Genomic DNA, 19,933 nt, shown 5'->3' with positions numbered 1-19,933 from the left:
TCCGCCCCCCTCACAAATCACGAAGGTTGCGATAGATAGCTAAGACTCGGCTACCATAGTTTCTGGCTCGATTTTCGTCTTCCCAGGCGTGATAGCGGCCAATGCCAAGCTCCAAGTCATTTGGAGATGACTGAATAGCTTCTGATAGCACCTCTGCCCCAACCATGACATTGGTCTCTGGGTCGAGAAGCTCTGCTGGAGAAGAAACTCTATGCCCATTCCAGCGGACGCTCACCTGCATGAACCCAACATCAATGGCACGACCATACTGCTGCTGAAACTCCGCGAGCTTAGCCTTTGCCTGGTCTTCCGACTTTGCATAGAAAGGGAGTCCAGGAACGCGCAGCGTCCAAGGCCAAGGACTTATAGAGCCATTACCTCTCCCTGATGCAGATTCAGCCAGTGCGACCGAATACACCAGAAGAGGATCAAGGTTATGTGCTTTCGCCGCTTTGTCGAAGACGGTTCCGCTCAGGTCAATGCCATTGGCCGCTGATGACAGGACTGCCGCAGACAGAACCAACGCTTTGGCTTTGTTCTTCATCAGCTTGCCTCCTTATGTCTGAGGGGTATTTCGTGTTCTTCGTCGTACCGCTCCGGCCATATCTCAGAAGGCTTCATACCCAAAGCTGTCGCTATCTCATGCTCCCAGCGTGGACTGGGCTTGTAGAGTGCCGTTGACACCACCTGACGAGATGTTTTGTGTTTTCGGCCCAGTGCGGCCAGAGAAAGACCCTGGATCTTGAGCCTGTACTTGATCCACTCGCGTTTTTTTTCTAGGTCGCTTGGGATGTCTATCACCTGGCATTTGTCCATTTCTTGCCACCTTTAAACTGCGTTATTGCCCGTACAAAAACTGCGTTACTTAATGAACGCTTTTAGAGTTCTTTTATTGTCACAAACTGACACAATTTGCGCCTTTATAAGCCCGAATAATGATGCTGTCAACAATAAAAAACCTTTAAAAACATACACTTAACTTTGTACCGGTAGAACAAAGTTACAATACTTTTAGGAATCAAAGGGATACGATTGATTTTCGATAGAAATGGAAGGTGCGCCAAATGAATGGCGGAAATAGCACACGGAAAGTGTGTTATTTTGTGATAAGTAAATAGCGTTTAGGTATAAGTGGTTTTGGGTATACAGCGAGGGCTGGAATTGCGAATACAGCAGGAGCTGATGAGGGTAGGGTGGGCAAAGATGCGCCCCGACCACACAAAGATGATGGTTTTTACAATGCGAGATATTTGGGGGAGGTAACTCTGCGGTGTTGCAGATAGGGACCAAAGCGTTAGCAATGGCCTATTTGATAGTGTATGCGATCTGATTGACGTGTTCAACTATGTAATGCTTTGTCAACAAATGCCCTATTACGCACTGGCTAACTTTCACATGTGAAAGTTTAAGAGCAAACTTTCACCATAAAAATCGACGAACATTCACGGTTGCATTTTTTGATGCCGTGGTAGACTGGAGGTAAATAATAAGGGGGATGGTATGAAACATGTGGTCAATATTCTTCTGCTGGGTGTTGTGCTTCTAGGGGTCGCTATGATGGCTGATACACCTTGGGGGCTTGGTGTTGCCCTGGCTCCTTTCGCCGTTTGGGGGGCTCGTTTCCTGTTTTTCATTCACAGAAGTATTTGGGCTGCTGTTATCTTCTGGGGAGGGATCGCTTACTTCCAGTGGCAAGTTGCTTTGGCTGTCGGGGCTCTGTTTGGGCTAACATGGTTTATCGGTGCTGCGCGGTCAGCATATAAAGAAGCTCCGCCAATTCGGCACAGAAAAAAACATGCTGGTGGATTTCAAAACTCCTATGATTTTGACCAGCGCTACCATATTGGGACTGGAGACGAATAAGGGGGCCTGATGGCCCCCTTATTATTTGAACGGTCTTTTAGAACCTTTGATTTGCTATGTTGTACCCTCTGACAGCAGTCAAATAACTCCCCGAACGGTCTCCAGCTCCCGTCGAGTTCTGCAATACGTTTACCAGCTTGTCAGCGAACTCTTCGTTTTGCTGAGAAAGAACAGGCTGACCACCTTGCGTCATCGGTGAACCATCCGGATTACGTTCTGCATATTCCATTTTCAGATTCTGAATTGCCTGGTTCATGCGGCCTTCGTTTGTATCAAAAGACTCAGCATAAACAGCAGCTTGCCCTTGAGTAAGTCCATAGCGGTTTTGAGCAATTGACTGCATTGTCTCTTTGAACTCATCGCCATACTGGTTCATAAACTGTTGTGCTGCTCCACCACCGGCTTCTGCGGCAGAGGATAACGCGGCTGCATAGAACGCACCGCGTTCCTCCATGCTCATCCCTTTAGCGGCTTCTGATAGGTCTGATTTACCACTTAACCATTCTTTGGCTGCACTATAGCCGCTTGCAGCAGCACCCATGACGTTGCGGCCAAGTTTAGCCATTCCAACCATCGCGCCCCCGGCCCAGCCAAACTCTTCTTTGACTGCCTGATCGCCGCGTTGAGTTGCCGCGACGAATTGGTCGCGTTGCTCAGGCGTCATCGTTCTCATTTGATCCATTGCTTGTGAGAACGCATCAGCGCCAGCCTGACCACCAGCAATGAGAGCCCCGCCTGCTTGTTCAGCTCTGCGGCCCATCTTGTCACTGAAGTTATCCCACGCCCCCCATGCCGAAGCGCTCCAAGACATCTCCGGAAGCGAGTTAATGAGGTTATCTTGTGCTTTTTTGAGTTCGGGAGCAGTTACGTTTCGCTCTGTTTGCTGCGCCAGGTTGTGAAGAGCTGATGTACCTGCTGCATGTTCATTTTGAACAAGGGGGCTGTTCGTTGGTAACTGGCCTGCTTCGGATGCCGGATTAGTTCCAGCCATCCCAGCCACATTATCTCTGAATCCGGTTGGGATATTAGGTCCACTGCCTACAGCACCTTGAACCTGACCTGGTAGACCTTGAACATTCGGGCCTTCAATGCCGCTATTTCCGTAGGCGTCACCACTAAAGGATCCGTTGCGCCCGGACGCAGTATTGATTGCCTGTAGTGCAGCTTGATACCCGCCAAGCTCCTTACCCGGATCATAGTTTTTGGAGTTGGTCATTGCTGTCATTCGAGCTGCTGCTTGAGCCACCTGAGGCGACATTCCGTAGGCTTGGTATCTTTGCTGTAGTGAAGCAGCCTCGTCTTTAACCGACTGCGGCGCGGCATTTCGGAAATAGTCATTCAGTTGATTCATGGCCTCAGGGGTTTGTGCCACTGCACCACCGAGAGTTTTAAAGTCGGTGTTAGTCATGGAGCCCATTTGATTCTGGAGTTGGCTCATTGTTGTGAAGGTGTCGGATGCAGACACCAGTTCAGAGGCCGACTTGGACAGGTTCTGGGATAAGCTATCCCCCCAGGTTTGCTTAAACGACTCGCTACCGGAACGACTAAAACCCTGTGCCAATTGATTAGTCAACGCTTGGCTATCGGTTTGTGAATAACTCACACCCTTCATGAACTGAGACACATCGCTTGCTGACCAGCTTGAGGAGTCTTGAGCTGAGGACTCTGTTGCCCCCTTCGCCTGCGCTTTGATGTCCAGCACATCGCCTGATTCGCCATCACCACCAGTAGGAACAAGTGCTGTACTGTTTGATTTAATACCAGCGGCCCCCTTCATTGCCGCCCTGACCTTACCAACCATAGGCATAAGCATGGAAGCCGCTTCGTCAGCATCGAGAGTGCCCATAGCCTGCATGGCAAAAGCACCTTTGACCGCATCAGAGTGGCTATCATCCACTTGGAACTTATCCATGAAGTTCTTGGCTTGTTGGTTGACCAATTGGCTCTGAGCTGTGCTTTGAGACGAAACGTTGCGCCCAACATTGGAGAGTCTTGAGTAGGCTTGATCCTGACTTACTCCATCAGAAAAACCTCGACCGAGGGTGCTTTGGAAGGCCTCCGATTTCTGGCTTTGTAATGCCTGTGCGGAGCTCACACCTGATGCCAGAGTGGAGCCAAGCGAGAAGGTGCTGATCATGCTTTCTGCGCCGTTCGCAATCGCACCACTAAACTGGTTGTGATTGTATGCTGGCTGACTTTGCATAACCGGACCTTGCTTGAGTAGATCTGGCGTTTGCATCTTTTCGTCAACGTGGTCAGCACCGCTTATTCTCGATGCCAAGCTGGTGAAGGCATAAGTGCTACCTGTAACGATAAACAGGGAAATTACCGGAGTGGCCGCAGCCAACATGCCGCCGGTTGCAATCCAGTGTTGCAGCACATCTCCAGTTGAGGAAAGCGCGTACATGGAGTTGAGACCTCCAGCACTGAGGCTAGACATCTCATTTGACGCGGCGGTATGAACAAACAGGTTGATAATTGAGAGGACTGGCATCCATAGCTGAATCCAGAGGATGGTTTGTACATATTTACCGGCTAACTGGATGCCGAAGCTGCCCATCACGATAATAAAAGCAATGATCGGGGTGATAGCGTAAATGAACCCCTCAAAGAATGTCAGCATTGGTCGGACAACGGTCATGAACATCGACTGTTCTGCGGCCCACTGCGTGTTCCGTTGCTGAATGGCTTGGTTGATCATCAATGCAGAGCCATAGTCCTGGAGGTCCTGATAACGTCCTGCTGCGGCCTCATAATAGAGAGGCTCAAGAACGGCGGCTTTCAGGTAGTCGATTGATGAGGTGGTTGTGGCACCCATCGCTTGAAGCGAATCAGTCAGCTTCGTTAGAGCGTTGTCTCCGGTTGATGTGTCAATACCCAGCAGGCTGTTTAGAGCATCAACAACAACCGGGCTGCTTAGGTTGGCAGTTGCTGTGCTAATAGCCACCCATCCATCGGTACATGTGTAGTCAGTGCCGTCAGGGTTGGATGTGGACAAATACAACCGGGTTCCGTAGAGCTGAGAGTTGAACCGCAAAGCCGTGTCGGTTGAACGATTCATCAACTCATCAAGGGACATTAGGTTGAGATCAACTTTGGTTAATGTGCATTCCCGGATGTAATTGTTCCAGGAACGTCTTACGTCAACATAGCCGCCACCATTTGCTGAGTTAAGCGCAGTGAAAACCCCGGTGTCATAGGCCCGCCGTCTAACGTCATTCAAAAGTTTCAGTGTTTCTGAGAAGTGGCTTTCCGTGACATTGGGTACGATTACGCCATATCCAGTTTCAAACAAATTGGTGATGGTGTATCCCACGTTAGATATGACACCACCAGCAAAGCCTACTCCAATAGGCACATTGGCGACGACTCGGACCTGCCCTGTGTAAGCGTCTTCGATAGTCACCGTTGTGGTCGGGCCGAAGAAACAGGCATATATGATCCAACCTACCAGCACTTGCTGGATATTGATTTGCTTCGCGCCTTGAAAGACGGACTGGATACAGATCATCAAGATCCCAAGAAGCAGGCCAATACTGACCATCTTCTCGAAGTCTCCGGTGCCGGTGATCATTGATACTGCAATCAGGATTTGCTCCAGAAAAGCAGAGTCACCGATAGAGTGGATTGAAAAAGCTCCCATTCCAATGGCCCCTTAGTTCGTGCTAGGAGGGTTAGACAAAGTTGCGAGCATGTATTTTTGCTTGCGGATGTTGTCCAGGAGGTTGTTGTATTTCTCAATCTGGCTTGATAGATCGCCATATTGAGAGGACAAGATTGTGTATTCATCACGGATTTGCTGTTGCGATTGGGCGAGAAGCTCCAGCGCCTCTTTCTTGTAGGGCGACTTGCTATTAGCCATTGCAATGCGAGCTGCGCGGAAAAACTCTTCCGAGAAGCTATACATCATCGTCAGTGCAATCGCTCCCGATGACTCTGTTGCGAACAGGTTTGCGCCATCTTGTGAAAGGACAGACAAGTTACGAACGATGGTGCCAATGCCTCCAGGGAGGTTAGAAACAAAGGCCTTTTCTGGATCGGTTAAGGTTCCAGAGTTCGTTGCGTATTTGTAGATGACGCCCGGTGTAGAGCTGGTTCCTAACAGCATGTCGGTGATCTGGTTCTTGATGCCTTTGAGCACGACAGTTTTATTGCTGGTGCCAGCACTCAGGCAGTTGGTCGTATCAGAATCACATGAATAGATCTCAACAGAACCGCCCGAGATCAGGTCTGACAAGGTGATCTTGTTGCCTGGTAAGGTTGTCAGAGGCGTTGTTTTCGCCCCCGAGCCGGTTGAGTTCGGGTCGTTTACCAGATCACCAATGATGACTGTGCCGGTTAAAGACATGATCGCTTCAAGCAGCGTGTTATCCCCGTATTGAAACCAAGTATTGGCGTTGTTGCTCTTGAGTTGCTTCCAGACGATGTTGCCAATCATCTTGTTGTATTCGTCAGGCTTGTTAGCTTTCAGTTCCTCTAGGGGACTCTTGCCACTGGTTTCCTGCTTGGATCCGAAGAAATCTTCATACAGGCCGGATGTTGTAGCGGTGATGGAAGCATCAGTTTTGTGTTTGAGATCCATGCCACTGGTTAGGTCGTTCACGAAACCTTGAGCGAGCTGGCAGGAATTGCCCAGATGTTGGTTGAGCGCTTGTACTTTCTTCTGGAAGTTCTCTATCCACTTGGCTCCGTCCGGAAAAACGTTGTCGAGCGCAAGCTGGAAGGCATATCCCTTGGCGTTTGCTGCGACAGCCCGGAGGAGCTGGACAATTTGATCTGCGTTAATGAAGGAAAGAGAGCCGCCGAACAGATCGACGCCCCCACAACCAGCTTTCCACGATGGTGGGGCAAGGCTAACTAGGTTCTCGTCAAAGAGTCGAGTCTTGGCAGTGAACCGGCCACCAGCTAGAACGCCACGCCGTTGGCTTTCATAAACTCCTGGTGGTGTTGTGTTGCTCATCTCATTGAAGAGTTTATCCATCTGAGACTGGAGTCCGTTAGCGGCTATTGCCTCTGTCGGGGCGATGAAGAGAGTAGCCGCTACACTCAGGGCAAGCAGGCTCCTTTTTACAGTCTTGTGCGTGACCATCTTAGTTCTCCTGTAATTTTTCCCGGATGTACTTCATGAGTTGCTCCGGTGGCACAAAGTTGTCTTTATCACCGCTCGCTTGGGATAACTGTTTGAGGTCAGAGCCCAGCTCTGGTGAGGCCAAGCGTTCGGCTATGTTGTTTTCTAGGTTGAGTACCGGGCGTGTACGATTGAACTCTTCGTCTGTGACCCAGCCGTTGCGTTTTGCGGCGACCAAAATCCTGTGATTCAACTCAGGAAGAGACATTGGTCCTTGTCCTATAGGTGCGAACTGACCGTCTGGAGATGCGAGGTAAACAGCAGGGAAGGTCACAATGCCAAGTTGTTTGGCATGGCCTTCATCGGTCTTGTAGTGGGGGAAAAGCCCGTTCGGGAGAGGTTTGCCGTCCATAGAAACTGGAATGATCGAGAAGCCTTCTCCTTGTTCAAGCATCTTGATTAGCGGTGCTTGCAAGTCACTGTATTCATCGTCGGACTTGTAGAAGAAGAATATTCCCACTCGGTCGGCTACGCTTTTTAGCAGCTTGTTTTTGGCATTACCGGCGTCACGATCAACCTGTTGTGAGGCAAATGTGGCCGCAGGACGTCGAGTGATCTCATCCAGGAACGGATCACCCACAACCGCCAGCTCTGTAGCATCGGAAAACTGTTCAGAGCGATCTATCGCAAATCTCTGCAAGTAGAGAAACGTCCTGACGTTTTCAACGGTAGGATTGTCCCAGGCAAGGTCTTTGTACTTGGGTAAGTTTTCCCGGAACCATTCTGCCGAAAACATTTCTGGACCGCTTGGTAGCGGAGCAGCAGGCAGCGGCGGTGTTAGCTTCGCCTCTGGCACAGGCTTTGGTTTGGGCTTTTCTGGCTTCTTCTCCGGCTCTTTTGGTTCTTCCTTGTACCAGAACCAACCCTCTTCTTTGCGCTCATAAAAGCCAGATCTTGTGCCATCTTGAGCCCAAGCCTGGTGTGATGCCCCTAGCGTGAGCGCTGCAAGGAGCAGTAAATCCAAAGGTGATCTTTTCATAGTCTCACGCACGTATTTTCCCATGCTCGATATGGTAGAGGTGGGCGGCGTGAAATTAGGCAGGTGTAAGCGCCCATTTAGGGCGCTTTGAGCGTTTTATTTGTCAACTTTCACATGTGAAAGAATTGACCAAACTATTTGGTCGTGTTCCCTTCAACTTCTGTTGCCATTGCGGCCATCTTCATCTGCTTCTCGACCATGCGCTTTTGGGTGATATAGCGGATAACCATCTCAACCGCGCTATTTAACGCGAGGATTCGCATCGCTCTTGTGGATGCGACGTAGAGCAGGTTTATTTCATCGTCTCGGGCCATTGGGTCGAGCTCCGGGTCCAGGACATCCGGAAAATCGTCATAGAGCTGAACAAAGTCCCACTCTAACCCCTTGCACCGATGAGCTGTTGAGACTGTAATGTCGGCCCCAAATTCTTCTTTGACTGTATTACGTCGAAGAGTGGTGAGGCGCTCAGGGATTTCATCATAGCTATTGATGATCTTGACGGCCCTCATCATCTCAGGATCTTTGGTGGCCTTCGCTACTTCTTGATACTCAAAGTAGTCTTCATATTCATCAAGCAGCTTCTTGTTTTTTACACGGTCTGGCTCGGCCATCGAGAACCAGTACAAATCCTGGAGCTCATTGATCTGATAAGCGTCGATGCCACCAACCCAAAACACTTGTGATCCGGATTCAGTCGCAGAGAGCGCTGTCTCGATAACACCCATGACGGTTCGGTGAAGTATTGCGCGATGACCGACATCACCAGGCAAGAACATGACTACCTGATCTGCCGGTCCCCGGCCAACCACAGGGCGTGTTTCGCCTTTGAGTTCAAGAAGGGCGTTTGCCACCAGCGACACGTTGGGGCCAAAGCGGAAGCTATGCGTGAGATAGAGTTGGTCGGCGTTCATGAGCTCTTTGCTATCAAGAGCGTTGTTTGCACCTCTGAACCTATAGATCTGCTGGTGGCGATCTCCAACCAGGATTACCTTGCATTTCTGCTGTAGGACGATGCTGCTTGTGACCGGGTTGGCGTCTTGGGCCTCATCAAAAAGAATGGTGGTGTACCGACGAGACAGATTCGGCATCCCGAGCTGATACTGTTTGAGGTAGCAGTCGTGTACGGTCGGGAACGGATCTTGAAGGTTGGTCATCCGCTTCCATATCAGTTCTGCACCTTCGACTACCTGGATTTGGTATCTCTCCTGTTTGGATGTAAGTACCTTGCCTGTATCGGCACGAGCAAAATGCGTATAAAGAATCCGCATATCTGCACTGCACATGAAGGCGTTGAGTGTGTCGAGAATATCTTTGGCAAACGTCCAGTTTTTGGTATTAACCGCTTGAGCAATATCGGTGAGTCTTAGGTTGCCTGTGAGTTTGTGATGGTAGCCCCTTCCTATAGTGGCGTAGGCAAGCTGGTGGGACGTTTTGCAGTCAACGTTTGCAGGAAATTTTTCTCTGGCCTCATCGCGGATGGCCCGGTTGTATGCCAGATAGAGGATGCGAGAGTCGAGGTTGTTATGAGCGTATTTCACCAGTGTGGTGGTTTTGCCCGTGCCAGCATAGGCCTTAACGACAAGGCGAGATCCTTTGTACTGAGTGATCAGCGATTGCTCTGGTGTGTCACGAGGAAGTTGCTTCATGAGGCCCCCTACGACAAGCACATCTGGAGTGTGATGCGCTTCTTTTGTGTCGAAAGGAACGTGCTGACACGCTTCTCTTCTCGGGGAAGGGATACTTCACAATCCAAGTCTGTCCACCAGTCCGGGGCTTTACCTTGAGCCACCTCCATAACCCAGCTATGAAGGCGGTGTAACCAGCTATAGTCACCAATAGATGAGGTGGCTAGTGTCATAGCCTCCTCAATCTCGGTTTGAAGAGCCGCAGCTCTGCTTCGCCATTCCTCTGAATACTTAGCCTTTCTTGCCATCAGTTTTCCTCTTTCTTTTTCTCTCCCCCACCAGCTTTAATTCGCTCTTGCTCCAACCCAGAAATTTTGGTCAGCGCATCAGTCAGTCTTTGTTCGAGGCTCTTGGCCTGCTGGTCTTTTTCCTGCAACTGACCAGCGATCATGCCTTTGTCTTGAACAAGAGAGCGAGCTTCTGCTTCGGCGCTGGACAGTTTGGTTTCCAGCTTTTCTACCTCTCCAGATAGGCGCTGGCACTCTCGTTCAGCAGATTCGCCATGAGCTTTGGCCGTGGCAAGGGAGTCCTGTGATTGGGCCAGTTTGGCCTGTGCATTTTCGAGCTGTTCTTTTAGGGATGTACTTTGTTCCTGAGCTGCCCGGAGCTTTTCTGTCTGCTCTATACTCTTGCCTTTTTGCAATGCCAACTCACCCTCTGTAGTTGCCAATTTTTGGCTCAAAGAGCGATTTTCACTTTCAGCCTGCTCCAAGCGATCCTGTGCTCGGGCCAGATCGGCTGCTTTCGCTTCCAGTTTGCCTTCCAACTCAACGAGCCTCTTCTCCAGCTTATCGACGTCAGCCTGTGAGCGTTCCAGCTCAGCAGACTTGAGGGATAGCGAGTTTTCTGCCTTACCAAGGGCTGCATCGAGCTCTGTTTTTTTGTTGGTGAGAGATTCAAGCTGCTCTTCCAGTAGTTCAGCCCGTTCGGTGGCATCATTTGCCATGTCCACGGCTTGCTGCATGTCTTCCTGGTACTCAAGCTCTCTCTGTCGTAGCTGTTCACGCTCGCGCTCAAGCTGCTCATCGGCGCTTGTTTTCGCTACCGTGTAGATCTTCCGCAGGAATAGCTCTGCATCGCTCATAACTGATTCTGGCAGGACAACCTCAACCGGCTCTTCATCGAGAGAGTGTTCCTCTGACCACTGCTTGAGGTATGTCGAAATGGTGGTGAAGCTCCCCTTACCAAGGAGGTCCCTGATTGCGATGACAGTGGGGCGTTTACCGGCGTCCTTGAGCTTTTGGGCTGCTGCCGCTACATCGTTAAACTCAACTAATTTTCTAGCCATGAGCGCATTCCTTTTAAACTGTAATGTTTATGGTAATTATCGTAATACGGTAATTACCGTAATTCTATATTATGCGGTAGTCGATTGGAATTGTTTGTGTGGAACAAAGCCCTTCGTCCTCTTGGGGGTCACCTCAGAAAACGGAATCTATGGTCACTCCCGTTTTTGCAACACCGATTTTGACGACAAGTTGGCTTGCTTGAATCTATCCGGCGTCTGAATGGGATTTTATTCCCGCGCCTTGATGAGTTCCGCGCCTGATGAACCTCCAGAAAATATACGGCTTCAATGAGCCTTTCCGTTTTACAGGTTCCTCAACAGGCCGGTGGGCCGTTAGTATCATCAATATCAGTATTCGCAAAACCAGATCAGTAATTCTTTAAACCGGTGTATTTCTGCCGTTATGCTACATAAGTTTGCTGTCGTGCCGTTAGGGCCCAGGCTATTCTGGCCAGCTTGTTTGCCAGAGCACAAGTGACGACAAAGTTGCTTTTCCGGCACAGTAAATCCCTGACCCAATCGGCCAATTTGCCAGACTGGTGTTCCAGTTTTTGTATGAATACCCTGGCACATTGGGTAATCCCCCCGAAAAACTGAGGTGCTCATAAGTAGAATTTTCTCGTATCTTGAACGCAGGAGGTTCTACATGAAAACATCACGCTTTAGCGATGCACAGATCATCGCCATCCTCAAGCAGGCCGAGTCTGGTTCACCCGTCCCTGAGCTCTGCCGTGAGCATGGCATCAGCTCCGCCACCTTCTACAAGTGGCGCTCCAAATTCGGTGGCATGGATGCCTCTCTCATGGCGCGCCTCAAAGAGCTGGAAGAGGAAAATCGTCGCCTTAAGAAGATGTATGCCGAGGAGCGCCTAAAGGCTGAGATCATCTCCGAGGCGATGGCAAAAAAGTGGTGACGCCATCTGCCCGCAGGGAGATGGCGACCAAGGCTGTGGCTCATTACGCCATTTCTATCCGTCTGGCTTGCCAGGTGTTCAAGGTGAGCGAGGGTTGCTACCGTTATCAGCCCGTGCTGGCTGATGAAAACCAGGAGATTGCCGACTGGCTGCTGCGCCTCACCGCCAACCAGCGCAACTGGGGTTTCGGACTGTGCTTCCTGTACCTGCGTAACGTCAAAGGCTTTGGCTGGAACCACAAGCGGGTCTACCGGATCTATCGGGCGCTAGAGCTCAATCTGCGGATAAAACCCAAGAAGCGGCTAGTGCGGGCCAAGCCGGAGCCGTTGGCAGTCCCTGACCAACCGAATCACTGTTGGTCGATGGACTTTATGCATGACCAGCTCAGCGATGGTCGTTCGGTGCGGTTGTTTAATGTGATCGATGACTTCAATCGCGAAGCACTGTGCATCGAGGTGGATTTTTCCTTGCCTGCCTCGCGAGTCAAACGGGTGCTGGAGCAGGTCATCGAGTGGCGGGGCAAACCAGCCGCTATCCGCTGTGATAATGGTCCGGAATACATCAGCGAAGAGCTCAAGCAATGGGCGCAGCAGAAGAGGATTGCGCTGAGGTATATCCAGCCAGGCAACCCGCAGCAGAATGCCTACATAGAGCGATTTAACCGCACTGTGCGTTACGACTGGTTGGGCCATTACCTGTTTGAGTCACTGAATGAGTTACAGGAATTTGCCACGAACTGGCTGTGGGTTTATAACCATGAGCGGCCCAATATGGCGCTGGGCGGCTACACGCCGAAACAGCGCTTGGCACAGGCCGCATGACCTCTACTTTTGAGTGCTCCAAAAAATGGGGGGATTACCATTGAACCAACAAAGTTCGGATCTTTTTATTACCTCGCTTACTAATTCCCAGCAATGTCGTCCTACCTCCCGTGCTGTACTGCCGAGGTACAAGCCCTGTTGCCGCCGCAAAGTCACGGCTGCTGGCGTACTGCTTCCCGTCGCCAATCTCAGTTGAAATAGTACTCGCTGTCAGTGTTCCGACGCAGGGAATGCTCAGCAAGCGCTGTCCAACCTCATCTTCGTCCAACTTTCGTTTCAACTGGGATTCCAAATCTTTAATCTGCTCAACAAGATAGTGATAATGCTGTTGTAATTTCAGCAATAACTGGCTGAGGTAAAGAGGCAAACTATTATCCTCAAGAAGGGTACTCAGTCGGCTAATAACGGCAGCTCCTCGGGGAACGCTAATGCCAAATTCCAGCAGAAAAGCATGCATTTGATTGGTTGTTTTTACCTTATCCTGAACCAGGGATTCACGGACACGATGCAGAGCCCGCATTGCCTGCTGAGATTCCGTTCTGGGCTGCACAAAACGCATAGACGGACGCGATGCAGCTTCACAAATAGCTTCGGCGTCGACAAAGTCGTTTTTATTGCTTTTAACGAACGGGCGGACAAATTGTGGTGATATCAGCTTTGGGGAATGCCCCAACTCTTCCAACTTGCGTGCCATAAAGTGAGAACCGCCGGCACTGTTGCAAATAGTCGGTGGTGATAAACTTATCATCCCCTTTTGCTGATGGAGCTGCACATGAACCCATTCAAAGGCCGGCATTTTCAGCGTGACATCATTCTGTGGGCCGTACGCTGGTACTGCAAATACGGCATCAGTTACCGTGAGCTGCAGGAGATGCTGGCTGAACGCGGAGTGAATGTCGATCACTCCACGATTTACCGCTGGGTTCAGCGTTATGCGCCTGAAATGGAAAAACGGCTGCGCTGGTACTGGCGTAACCCTTCCGATCTTTGCCCGTGGCACATGGATGAAACCTACGTGAAGGTCAATGGCCGCTGGGCGTATCTGTACCGGGCCGTCGACAGCCGGGGCCGCACTGTCGATTTTTATCTCTCCTCCCGTCGTAACAGCAAAGCTGCATACCGGTTTCTGGGTAAAATCCTCAACAACGTGAAGAAGTGGCAGATCCCGCGATTCATCAACACGGATAAAGCGCCCGCCTATGGTCGCGCGCTTGCTCTGCTCAAACGCGAAGGCCGGTGCCCGTCTGACGTTGAACACCGACAGATTAAGTACCGGAACAACGTGATTGAATGCGATCATGGCAAACTGAAACGGATAATCGGCGCCACGCTGGGATTTAAATCCATGAAGACGGCTTACGCCACCATCAAAGGTATTGAGGTGATGCGTGCACTACGCAAAGGCCAGGCCTCAGCATTTTATTATGGTGATCCCCTGGGCGAAATGCGCCTGGTAAGCAGAGTTTTTGAAATGTAAGGCCTTTGAATAAGACAAAAGGCTGCCTCATCGCTAACTTTGCAACAGTGCCGCAAAAAGTCAGTAAAGGACTCACAGTTGGTTCAGTCATTACAGGAAGCACGTTTTTACATGGTCCCCCTGTTTTGGCACTCGGTTTTACCAAGCTGTTTAAAAAATCAAAAAAAGTAGACGAAACCAATATTCAATTGGCCAATAGCTGGATTGGTGTAAACAACCACCTGATTGAAAAGGTGCTGCCAAACCTAAAGTGGGATATGGGTATAGGAAGTTCAACCGCCCTTTTTGGCGAGTCTGGCGGGTAGGAAGCGGCCGCGCAAGCGCCGCTTTGGGCACAGATCGGGCACAGATCGGGGGTTCATGCGTGGGTTTTCGACATCGCGGGGCCACGCAGCGGCTCAGTGCGTAGCCATTTCTCACCGAATCCCGGCACAGGGCCGAGCGCAGCCCTGCGGGGTCGTGGCCGCATCGGATCGGACTCTGGCTTGGCTGCCGGCTGTGTGGCCGGCGCCTCATCACGCGGCGGGCGGCGGGGCGCGCGCTGCGGGCCGGTAGTGCGCTTGCTCCAGCGCGCCGTGTTTCTCGAAGTGGGCGAGGATGGCGCGAATGGCCTTGGGGTCTTCGATGCTGGCGACGATCCGCACCGCGCCGCCGCAGTGGGCGCAGGTGGTGATGTCGATGGAAAAGACCCGCTTGAGCCGTTGCGCCCAGCTCATCGCACGGCGCTTCTGCTCGGGGCTGCGCGGCTCGTCGTGGGCGCTGACGTCCACTGGCGCCGCATCGCCCGCAGGCCGCCTGCCGCGCCCCGAGGGCGTCAGCTGCGCGCGCAGGTTTGCATTCGGGGCGAATACGCCGTGGAAGCGGGTGAGATGCGCGCGTGGCGGCGGGACCAGTGCCGCCAGCTTGGCGATGAAGTCCACCGCATCCCATTCGACATGCGTGGTGCCATTGCGCCACGGCGTCTTGAGCTGGTAACGCACCCTGCCCTGTGGCGAGATCGATAGCCGCTGCTCGCTGATCGCCGGGCGCGTGATGTAGCGGCACAGCTTTTCGAGCTTGTGGCTTTCGTGTGCTTCCGCGGCCACGCCGGCATGCAGCGAGAAGCCGCCGACCTTGCCGGCGTCGCCCTCCAGCGGACCGGCGTCGCCAGGCAGCGTTTGCAGCGTGACGACCTTGCGGCCAGCGTCGCGACCGGTGGCGATGCGGTAGGTCATCGAACTCATCCGCAGCCCATCCATGCCGTCGTCGCTACCCGCGCTGTCGGACAGGAACACGGATTCGTCTTCGCCTTCGAGCCAGCCGCGGCGCGACAGGTGCCGGCACACGCGATGCGCGATGGTGTTGGCCAGTTCCGTCAGTTGCGCCGATGTGGGCGCACGGGTGCGGTGCAGGCGCGGCTTGCGCTGCGGACGCTCGGTGGTGTCCTCGTACACGCCGTCGAGCCACAGCATGTGGAAGTGGATGTTGAGATTCAGCGCGCTGCCGAAGCGCTGGATCAGGGTCACCACGCCGCATTGCGCCGTATCCCGCGGCACGCCGGCCTGATCGGCAAGCCAACCGGCGATCACACGATGCACGATGCCCAGCACCGGGCCGATCGCCTCAGGCTTGCTGGCGAACAGGAAGCGCAACGGGTACGGGAAACTCAGCACCCATTGCCGCACCGGCCGCGGGCCGAACACCTCGTCCACCAGATGCCGCGCCGACTCGGCCATGCGCCGTGCGCCGCAGCTCGGGCACAGCCCGCGCTTCTTGCAGGAATACGCCACCAGCCTCTCGGCACGACAGTGCTCGCAGACCACGCGCAGGAAGCCGTGCTCGAGCACGCCGCAGCGCAGGTAGGTCTCGAACTCCTCGCGCACATACTCGGGCAGCGGGCGGTCTTCGGCCTCAAGACGCGCGATGAAGTCCGGGTAGTGCGCCTGCACTAGCGCGTACAGCAGCGTGCGCTCGGGCAGGTGGCGCGCGTAACGCGCAGCGGCGTGGGCGGCCGGCAGTGGCGCGCACACCTCGGCCTGCCGCCGGGGTGCGGTCAGGCGCGGCACGCAGCGCTCCGTTGCAGGGACGGCTGCTCAGGGTTGCGCCCGCGAGCACGCGTTCATATCGGCGTTTTCTGATCTTCGCGTCAGACATTGCCGCGGGGCGGGTAGGAAGTCTCCCGCCTCGGACGCCAGAACGCACAAAGCCCGGCACGAGGCCGGGCTTTGTGGTCTTGCTTGATGGATCGCGGGGCTTAGAAATCCATGCCGCCCATGCCGCCCATGCCGCCGCCGGCCGGCATCGCCGGCTCGTCCTTCTTCGGGGCCTCGGCCACCATCGCTTCGGTGGTGATCATCAGGCCCGCGATCGACGCGGCGTTCTGCAGCGCGGTGCGGGTGACCTTGGTCGGGTCCAGGATGCCGAACTCGATCATGTCGCCGAACTCGCCGTTGGCGGCGTTGTAGCCGAACGCACCCGAACCTTCGACCACGCGGTTGAGGATGACCGACGGCTCATCGCCGGCATTGGTCACGATCTCGCGCAGCGGGGCTTCCATCGCGCGCAGGGCGATCTGGATGCCGTGGTTCTGGTCTTCGTTCACGCCCTTGATGCCGGCGATCGCCGCCTTGGCACGGATCAGGGCGACGCCGCCGCCCGGGACGATGCCTTCCTCGACGGCCGCACGGGTCGCGTGCAGGGCGTCTTCGACGCGCGCCTTCTTTTCCTTCATCTCGACTTCGGTGGCGGCACCGACCTTGATCACCGCAACGCCGCCGGCCAGCTTGGCCACGCGCTCCTGCAGCTTCTCGCGGTCGTAGTCGGAGGAGGTCTCCTCGATCTGCGCCTTGATCTGCTTGATGCGCGCCTCGATGCCCGCGCCTTCGCCGGCGCCATCGATGATGGTGGTGTTTTCCTTCGACACCTGGATCTTCTTGGCGCGGCCGAGGTCCTTGATGGTGGCCTTCTCCAGCGACAGGCCGACTTCCTCGGAAATCACCACGCCGCCGGTCAGGATCGCCATGTCTTCCAGCATCGCCTTGCGACGGTCGCCGAAGCCCGGGGCCTTCACCGCGCAGACCTTGACGATGCCGCGGATGGTGTTGACCACCAGGGTCGCCAGCGCTTCGCCTTCGACTTCCTCCGCCACGATCAGCAGCGGCTTGCCGGCCTTGGCCACGCCCTCGAGGACGGGCAGCAGGTCGCGCACGTTGGAGATCTTCTTGTCGTACAGCAGGATGAAGGGATCATCCAGGTCGGCCGACATCGACTGCTGGTTGTTGACGAAGTACGGGCTCAGGTAGCCGCGGTCGAACTGCATGCCCTCGACCACGTCGAGTTCGTTGTCCAGGCCGCTGCCTTCCTCGACCGTGATCACGCCTTCCTTGCCGACCTTGTCCATCGCCTGCGCGATCAGGTCGCCGATGTTGGCATCCGAGTTCGCGGAGATCGCGCCGACCTGGGCGATTTCCTTGCTGGTCGACGACGGCTTGGACAGCGACTTCAGTTCGCCGACCGCGGCCTTCACCGCCTGGTCGATGCCGCGCTTCAGGTCCATCGGGTTCATGCCGGCGGCGACCGCCTTCATGCCCTCGCGGATGAACGCCTGCGCCAGCACGGTGGCGGTGGTGGTGCCGTCGCCGGCGTTGTCGGAGGTCTTGGAAGCGACTTCCTTCACCATCTGCGCGCCCATGTTCTCGAACGCGTCAGCCAGTTCGATTTCCTTGGCGACGGAGACGCCGTCCTTGGTGATGGTCGGCGCGCCGTAGCTCTTCTGCAGCACGACGTTGCGGCCCTTCGGGCCGAGGGTCGCCTTCACGGCGTTGGCGAGCACGTTGACGCCGCGCACCATCTTGGAGCGCGCGTCTTCGCCGAAACGAATGTCCTTGGCAGCCATTGCGAATTACCTCGAAAAATTATTCGGATGAGAAATGTGTGGGAGCGACGCGCGATCAGCCGAGGATCGCGAACAGGTCGTCTTCCTTCACCACCAGCAGCTCGACGCCGTCCAGCTTCACTTCGGTGCCGCTGTACTTGCCGAACAGCACCTTGTCGCCGACCTTGACCTGCGGCGCGCGGACCTGGCCGTTGTCCAGCACCTTGCCGGTGCCGACGGCGACGACTTCGCCCTTGATCGGCTTCTCGGTGGCCGAATCCGGGATCACGATCCCGCCGGCGGACAGCTTCTCTTCTTCCATGCGCTTGATGACCACGCGGTCGTGCAGCGGCTTGATATTGGACATGGCAACCTCGGTAAATGGTTGATTGACGTGGAAAAACCCGGCGATTTTAGCAGTCGCGCGAAGCGAGTGCCAAACCGCGGACAACAGAACCGGGCGAACCCGGCATGCCACCGAGATGGGGCGGGCCCGCCGACTTTCAAGGGCCGCACGCGGATGTCCGCCAGGCCCGCCGGATCGGGGCAGCCGCTACCCTATGCCGGTGAGCGCCCTGATCTGCTTCTGCACCTGTCCCGACGCCGACAGCGCCGAGCGCATCGCCACCGCGCTGGTGGCCGAGCGCCTGGCCGCCTGCGTCAACCTCCTGCCCGGCCTGCGTTCGGTCTATCGCTGGCAACGCAAGGTCGAGGCCGCGGCCGAGGTCCTGCTGCTGGTCAAGACCAGTGCCGAGGCCTACCCCGCCCTGCAGGAACGCCTGCGCCAACTGCATCCCTACGAACTCCCGGAGCTGCTCGCGGTCGAAGCCGCGTCCGGCCTGCCCGAATACCTGCAATGGCTGGCCGCCGAGAGCCGACCGGTAAACTGAGCCAATGACCGCATCCACGATCCGCCTGCGCCGCTGGCTGGCCGGGCTCGCCCTGCTGCTTGCGCTGCCCGCGACCTCGGCCGTCGCCCAGGACTTCGAACTGCCGCCGGTCGACGAGGTCTTCGTCCTGTCCGCGCAGGCCACCGCGCCGGACCGCATCGAGGTGCGCTGGCGGATCGCCGACGGCTATTACCTGTACCGGCACCGCACCTCGGTCAAGGCCGATGCCGCCTTCACCGGCGCGACCATGGCGCTGCCGAAGGGCAAGGCCTACCGCGACGAATTCTTCGGCGACGTCGAAACCTACCGCAAGGAATTGCTCGGCACCCTCACCGGCACGCCCGCGGCCGGCGCGAGCGCGACCACCCTGACCGTGAAGTACCAGGGCTGCGCCGATGCCGGCGTGTGCTACCCGCCGCAGACCCGCACCCTGAAGGTCGCGTTGCCGGGCGAAGCGGGCGCTGGCGGCTTCGGCTGTAAGGCGCGCGGGCTGCATGATTATGTCGTCAAGAACGGCTCTGCCGATCATCCCAACGCCGAGGTGAAATTCGCACTGGGTGATGTGGTCAACACCATGATCGGCTGCACTAATGGTGAAACGATCATGCTGTGCCACGACACCTCGCTGCCGCGCCCCTATTCTCTCGGCTTTCGGGTGCAAGGCACCGAGGGGCTGTGGATGGACGTCAACAAGTCGATCTATCTGGAGGGCAAGAGCCCACAGCCGCACCGCTGGGAGCCTGCCGAGGGCTGGTTTGCGAAATACGATCACCCGCTATGGAAACGCTACGCCGATCTGGCGGCAGGGGCCGGGCATGGCGGGATGGACTGGTTCGTGATCCACGCTTTTGTCGAGGCGCTGAAGGCCAAGGCCCCGATGCCAATCGACATTTACGACGCGCTGGCCTGGAGCGCGATCACGCCTCTGTCGGAACAATCGATTGCTGAGGGCAATCGCACGTTAGATTTTCCCGACTTCACCCGAGGGCAGTGGCGCACCCGCAAGCCGATCTTTGCGCTGAACGACGCCTATTGA

14 protein-coding genes and 5 pseudogenes are annotated in these 19,933 nt (G+C 54.9%); 7 read left to right on the top strand and 12 right to left on the bottom strand.

Annotation, left to right across the window (positions count from 1 at the left end):
• Positions 1–10: 10 nt before the first annotated feature.
• On the bottom strand, positions 11–544 hold the full coding sequence (locus E6P06_RS02045) for a transglycosylase SLT domain-containing protein (RefSeq protein WP_000790612.1): 534 nt from the start codon (positions 542–544) through the stop codon (positions 11–13).
• Positions 544–816, bottom strand: a complete 273-nt coding sequence (locus E6P06_RS02040; RefSeq protein WP_039272554.1) for a helix-turn-helix domain-containing protein — start codon at positions 814–816, stop codon at positions 544–546. The genes E6P06_RS02045 and E6P06_RS02040 overlap by 1 nt, the downstream gene beginning before the upstream one ends.
• Positions 817–1,500: 684 nt before the next feature.
• Here E6P06_RS02040 and E6P06_RS02035 point away from each other — a divergent pair.
• On the top strand, positions 1,501–1,863 hold the full coding sequence (locus E6P06_RS02035; RefSeq protein WP_039272556.1) for a hypothetical protein: 363 nt from the start codon (positions 1,501–1,503) through the stop codon (positions 1,861–1,863).
• A gap of 37 nt (positions 1,864–1,900) precedes the next feature.
• Here E6P06_RS02035 and E6P06_RS02030 read toward each other — a convergent pair whose 3' ends face one another.
• From E6P06_RS02030 to E6P06_RS01995, 6 genes and pseudogenes are all read right to left on the bottom strand, one after another.
• A complete protein-coding gene (locus E6P06_RS02030; protein ID WP_039272558.1) occupies positions 1,901–5,506 on the bottom strand; it encodes a conjugal transfer protein TraG N-terminal domain-containing protein in 3,606 nt (1,201 codons plus the stop codon).
• 12 nt (positions 5,507–5,518) lie between these two features.
• Complete coding sequence (locus tag E6P06_RS02025) at positions 5,519–6,952, bottom strand: conjugal transfer protein TraH (protein ID WP_039272560.1); 1,434 nt, start codon at positions 6,950–6,952, stop codon at positions 5,519–5,521.
• Between the two features lies 1 nt (position 6,953).
• A complete protein-coding gene (gene traF / locus E6P06_RS02020) occupies positions 6,954–7,994 on the bottom strand; it encodes a conjugal transfer protein TraF (protein WP_050009940.1) in 1,041 nt (346 codons plus the stop codon).
• 110 nt (positions 7,995–8,104) lie between these two features.
• The gene (locus E6P06_RS02015; RefSeq protein WP_000811659.1) at positions 8,105–9,616 is read right to left on the bottom strand and encodes a UvrD-helicase domain-containing protein; all 1,512 of its coding nucleotides are present in this window, start codon (positions 9,614–9,616) and stop codon (positions 8,105–8,107) included.
• Between the two features lie 286 nt (positions 9,617–9,902).
• Positions 9,903–10,943, bottom strand: coding sequence for a DNA-binding protein (locus E6P06_RS02005; protein WP_000101570.1), 1,041 nt, complete (start codon positions 10,941–10,943; stop codon positions 9,903–9,905).
• Between the two features lie 401 nt (positions 10,944–11,344).
• Positions 11,345–11,524, bottom strand: a pseudogene (locus E6P06_RS01995) (IS110 family transposase); the annotation flags it as partial.
• A gap of 65 nt (positions 11,525–11,589) precedes the next feature.
• Here E6P06_RS01995 and E6P06_RS01990 point away from each other — a divergent pair.
• Positions 11,590–12,677 (top strand): IS3-like element ISAs22 family transposase gene (locus E6P06_RS01990; protein ID WP_088821966.1). Its coding sequence is split into 2 segments (ribosomal slippage): positions 11,590–11,842 and positions 11,842–12,677, totalling 1,089 coding nucleotides; the frame shifts between segments, so codons are not numbered across the junction.
• A 40-nt stretch (positions 12,678–12,717) separates the two neighbouring features.
• On the opposite strand, the pseudogene E6P06_RS01985 reads toward E6P06_RS01990, so the two are convergent.
• Positions 12,718–13,401, bottom strand: a pseudogene (locus E6P06_RS01985) (IS110-like element IS4321 family transposase); the annotation flags it as partial.
• A gap of 48 nt (positions 13,402–13,449) precedes the next feature.
• Here E6P06_RS01985 and E6P06_RS01980 point away from each other — a divergent pair.
• Positions 13,450–14,154, top strand: coding sequence for an IS6-like element IS26 family transposase (locus E6P06_RS01980; RefSeq protein ID WP_001067855.1), 705 nt, complete (start codon positions 13,450–13,452; stop codon positions 14,152–14,154).
• Positions 14,155–14,183: 29 nt separating this feature from the next.
• A pseudogene (locus tag E6P06_RS01975) lies at positions 14,184–14,420 on the top strand (hypothetical protein); the annotation flags it as partial.
• A 249-nt stretch (positions 14,421–14,669) separates the two neighbouring features.
• Here the strand turns inward: E6P06_RS01975 and E6P06_RS01965 are convergent.
• From E6P06_RS01965 to groES, 3 genes are all read right to left on the bottom strand, one after another.
• On the bottom strand, positions 14,670–16,163 hold the full coding sequence (locus tag E6P06_RS01965; RefSeq protein ID WP_043907034.1) for an IS91 family transposase: 1,494 nt from the start codon (positions 16,161–16,163) through the stop codon (positions 14,670–14,672).
• A 224-nt stretch (positions 16,164–16,387) separates the two neighbouring features.
• Positions 16,388–18,028 (bottom strand): chaperonin GroEL, encoded by a 1,641-nt coding sequence (gene groL, locus E6P06_RS01960; protein ID WP_004201176.1) that lies wholly within the window; start codon positions 18,026–18,028, stop codon positions 16,388–16,390.
• A gap of 55 nt (positions 18,029–18,083) precedes the next feature.
• A complete protein-coding gene (groES, locus tag E6P06_RS01955) occupies positions 18,084–18,374 on the bottom strand; it encodes a co-chaperone GroES (RefSeq protein WP_004201172.1) in 291 nt (96 codons plus the stop codon).
• Positions 18,375–18,567: 193 nt separating this feature from the next.
• On the opposite strand from groES, the gene cutA reads away from it, so the two are divergent.
• The 3 genes and pseudogenes from cutA to E6P06_RS27830 form a co-directional block, all read left to right on the top strand.
• The gene (gene cutA, locus E6P06_RS01950; RefSeq protein WP_004201171.1) at positions 18,568–18,897 is read left to right on the top strand and encodes a divalent-cation tolerance protein CutA; all 330 of its coding nucleotides are present in this window, start codon (positions 18,568–18,570) and stop codon (positions 18,895–18,897) included.
• A gap of 4 nt (positions 18,898–18,901) precedes the next feature.
• A pseudogene (locus tag E6P06_RS27835) lies at positions 18,902–19,276 on the top strand (protein-disulfide reductase DsbD domain-containing protein); the annotation flags it as partial.
• A 90-nt stretch (positions 19,277–19,366) separates the two neighbouring features.
• A pseudogene (locus E6P06_RS27830) lies at positions 19,367–19,933 on the top strand (twin-arginine translocation (TAT) pathway signal sequence domain protein); the annotation flags it as partial.

Source organism: Citrobacter sp. CF971 (assembly GCF_006385635.1).
Taxonomy (GTDB): domain Bacteria; phylum Pseudomonadota; class Gammaproteobacteria; order Enterobacterales; family Enterobacteriaceae; genus Citrobacter; species Citrobacter freundii.
Note: the sequence above shows the minus strand (reverse complement) of the source record. Positions and strands in the feature narration are given on the sequence as shown.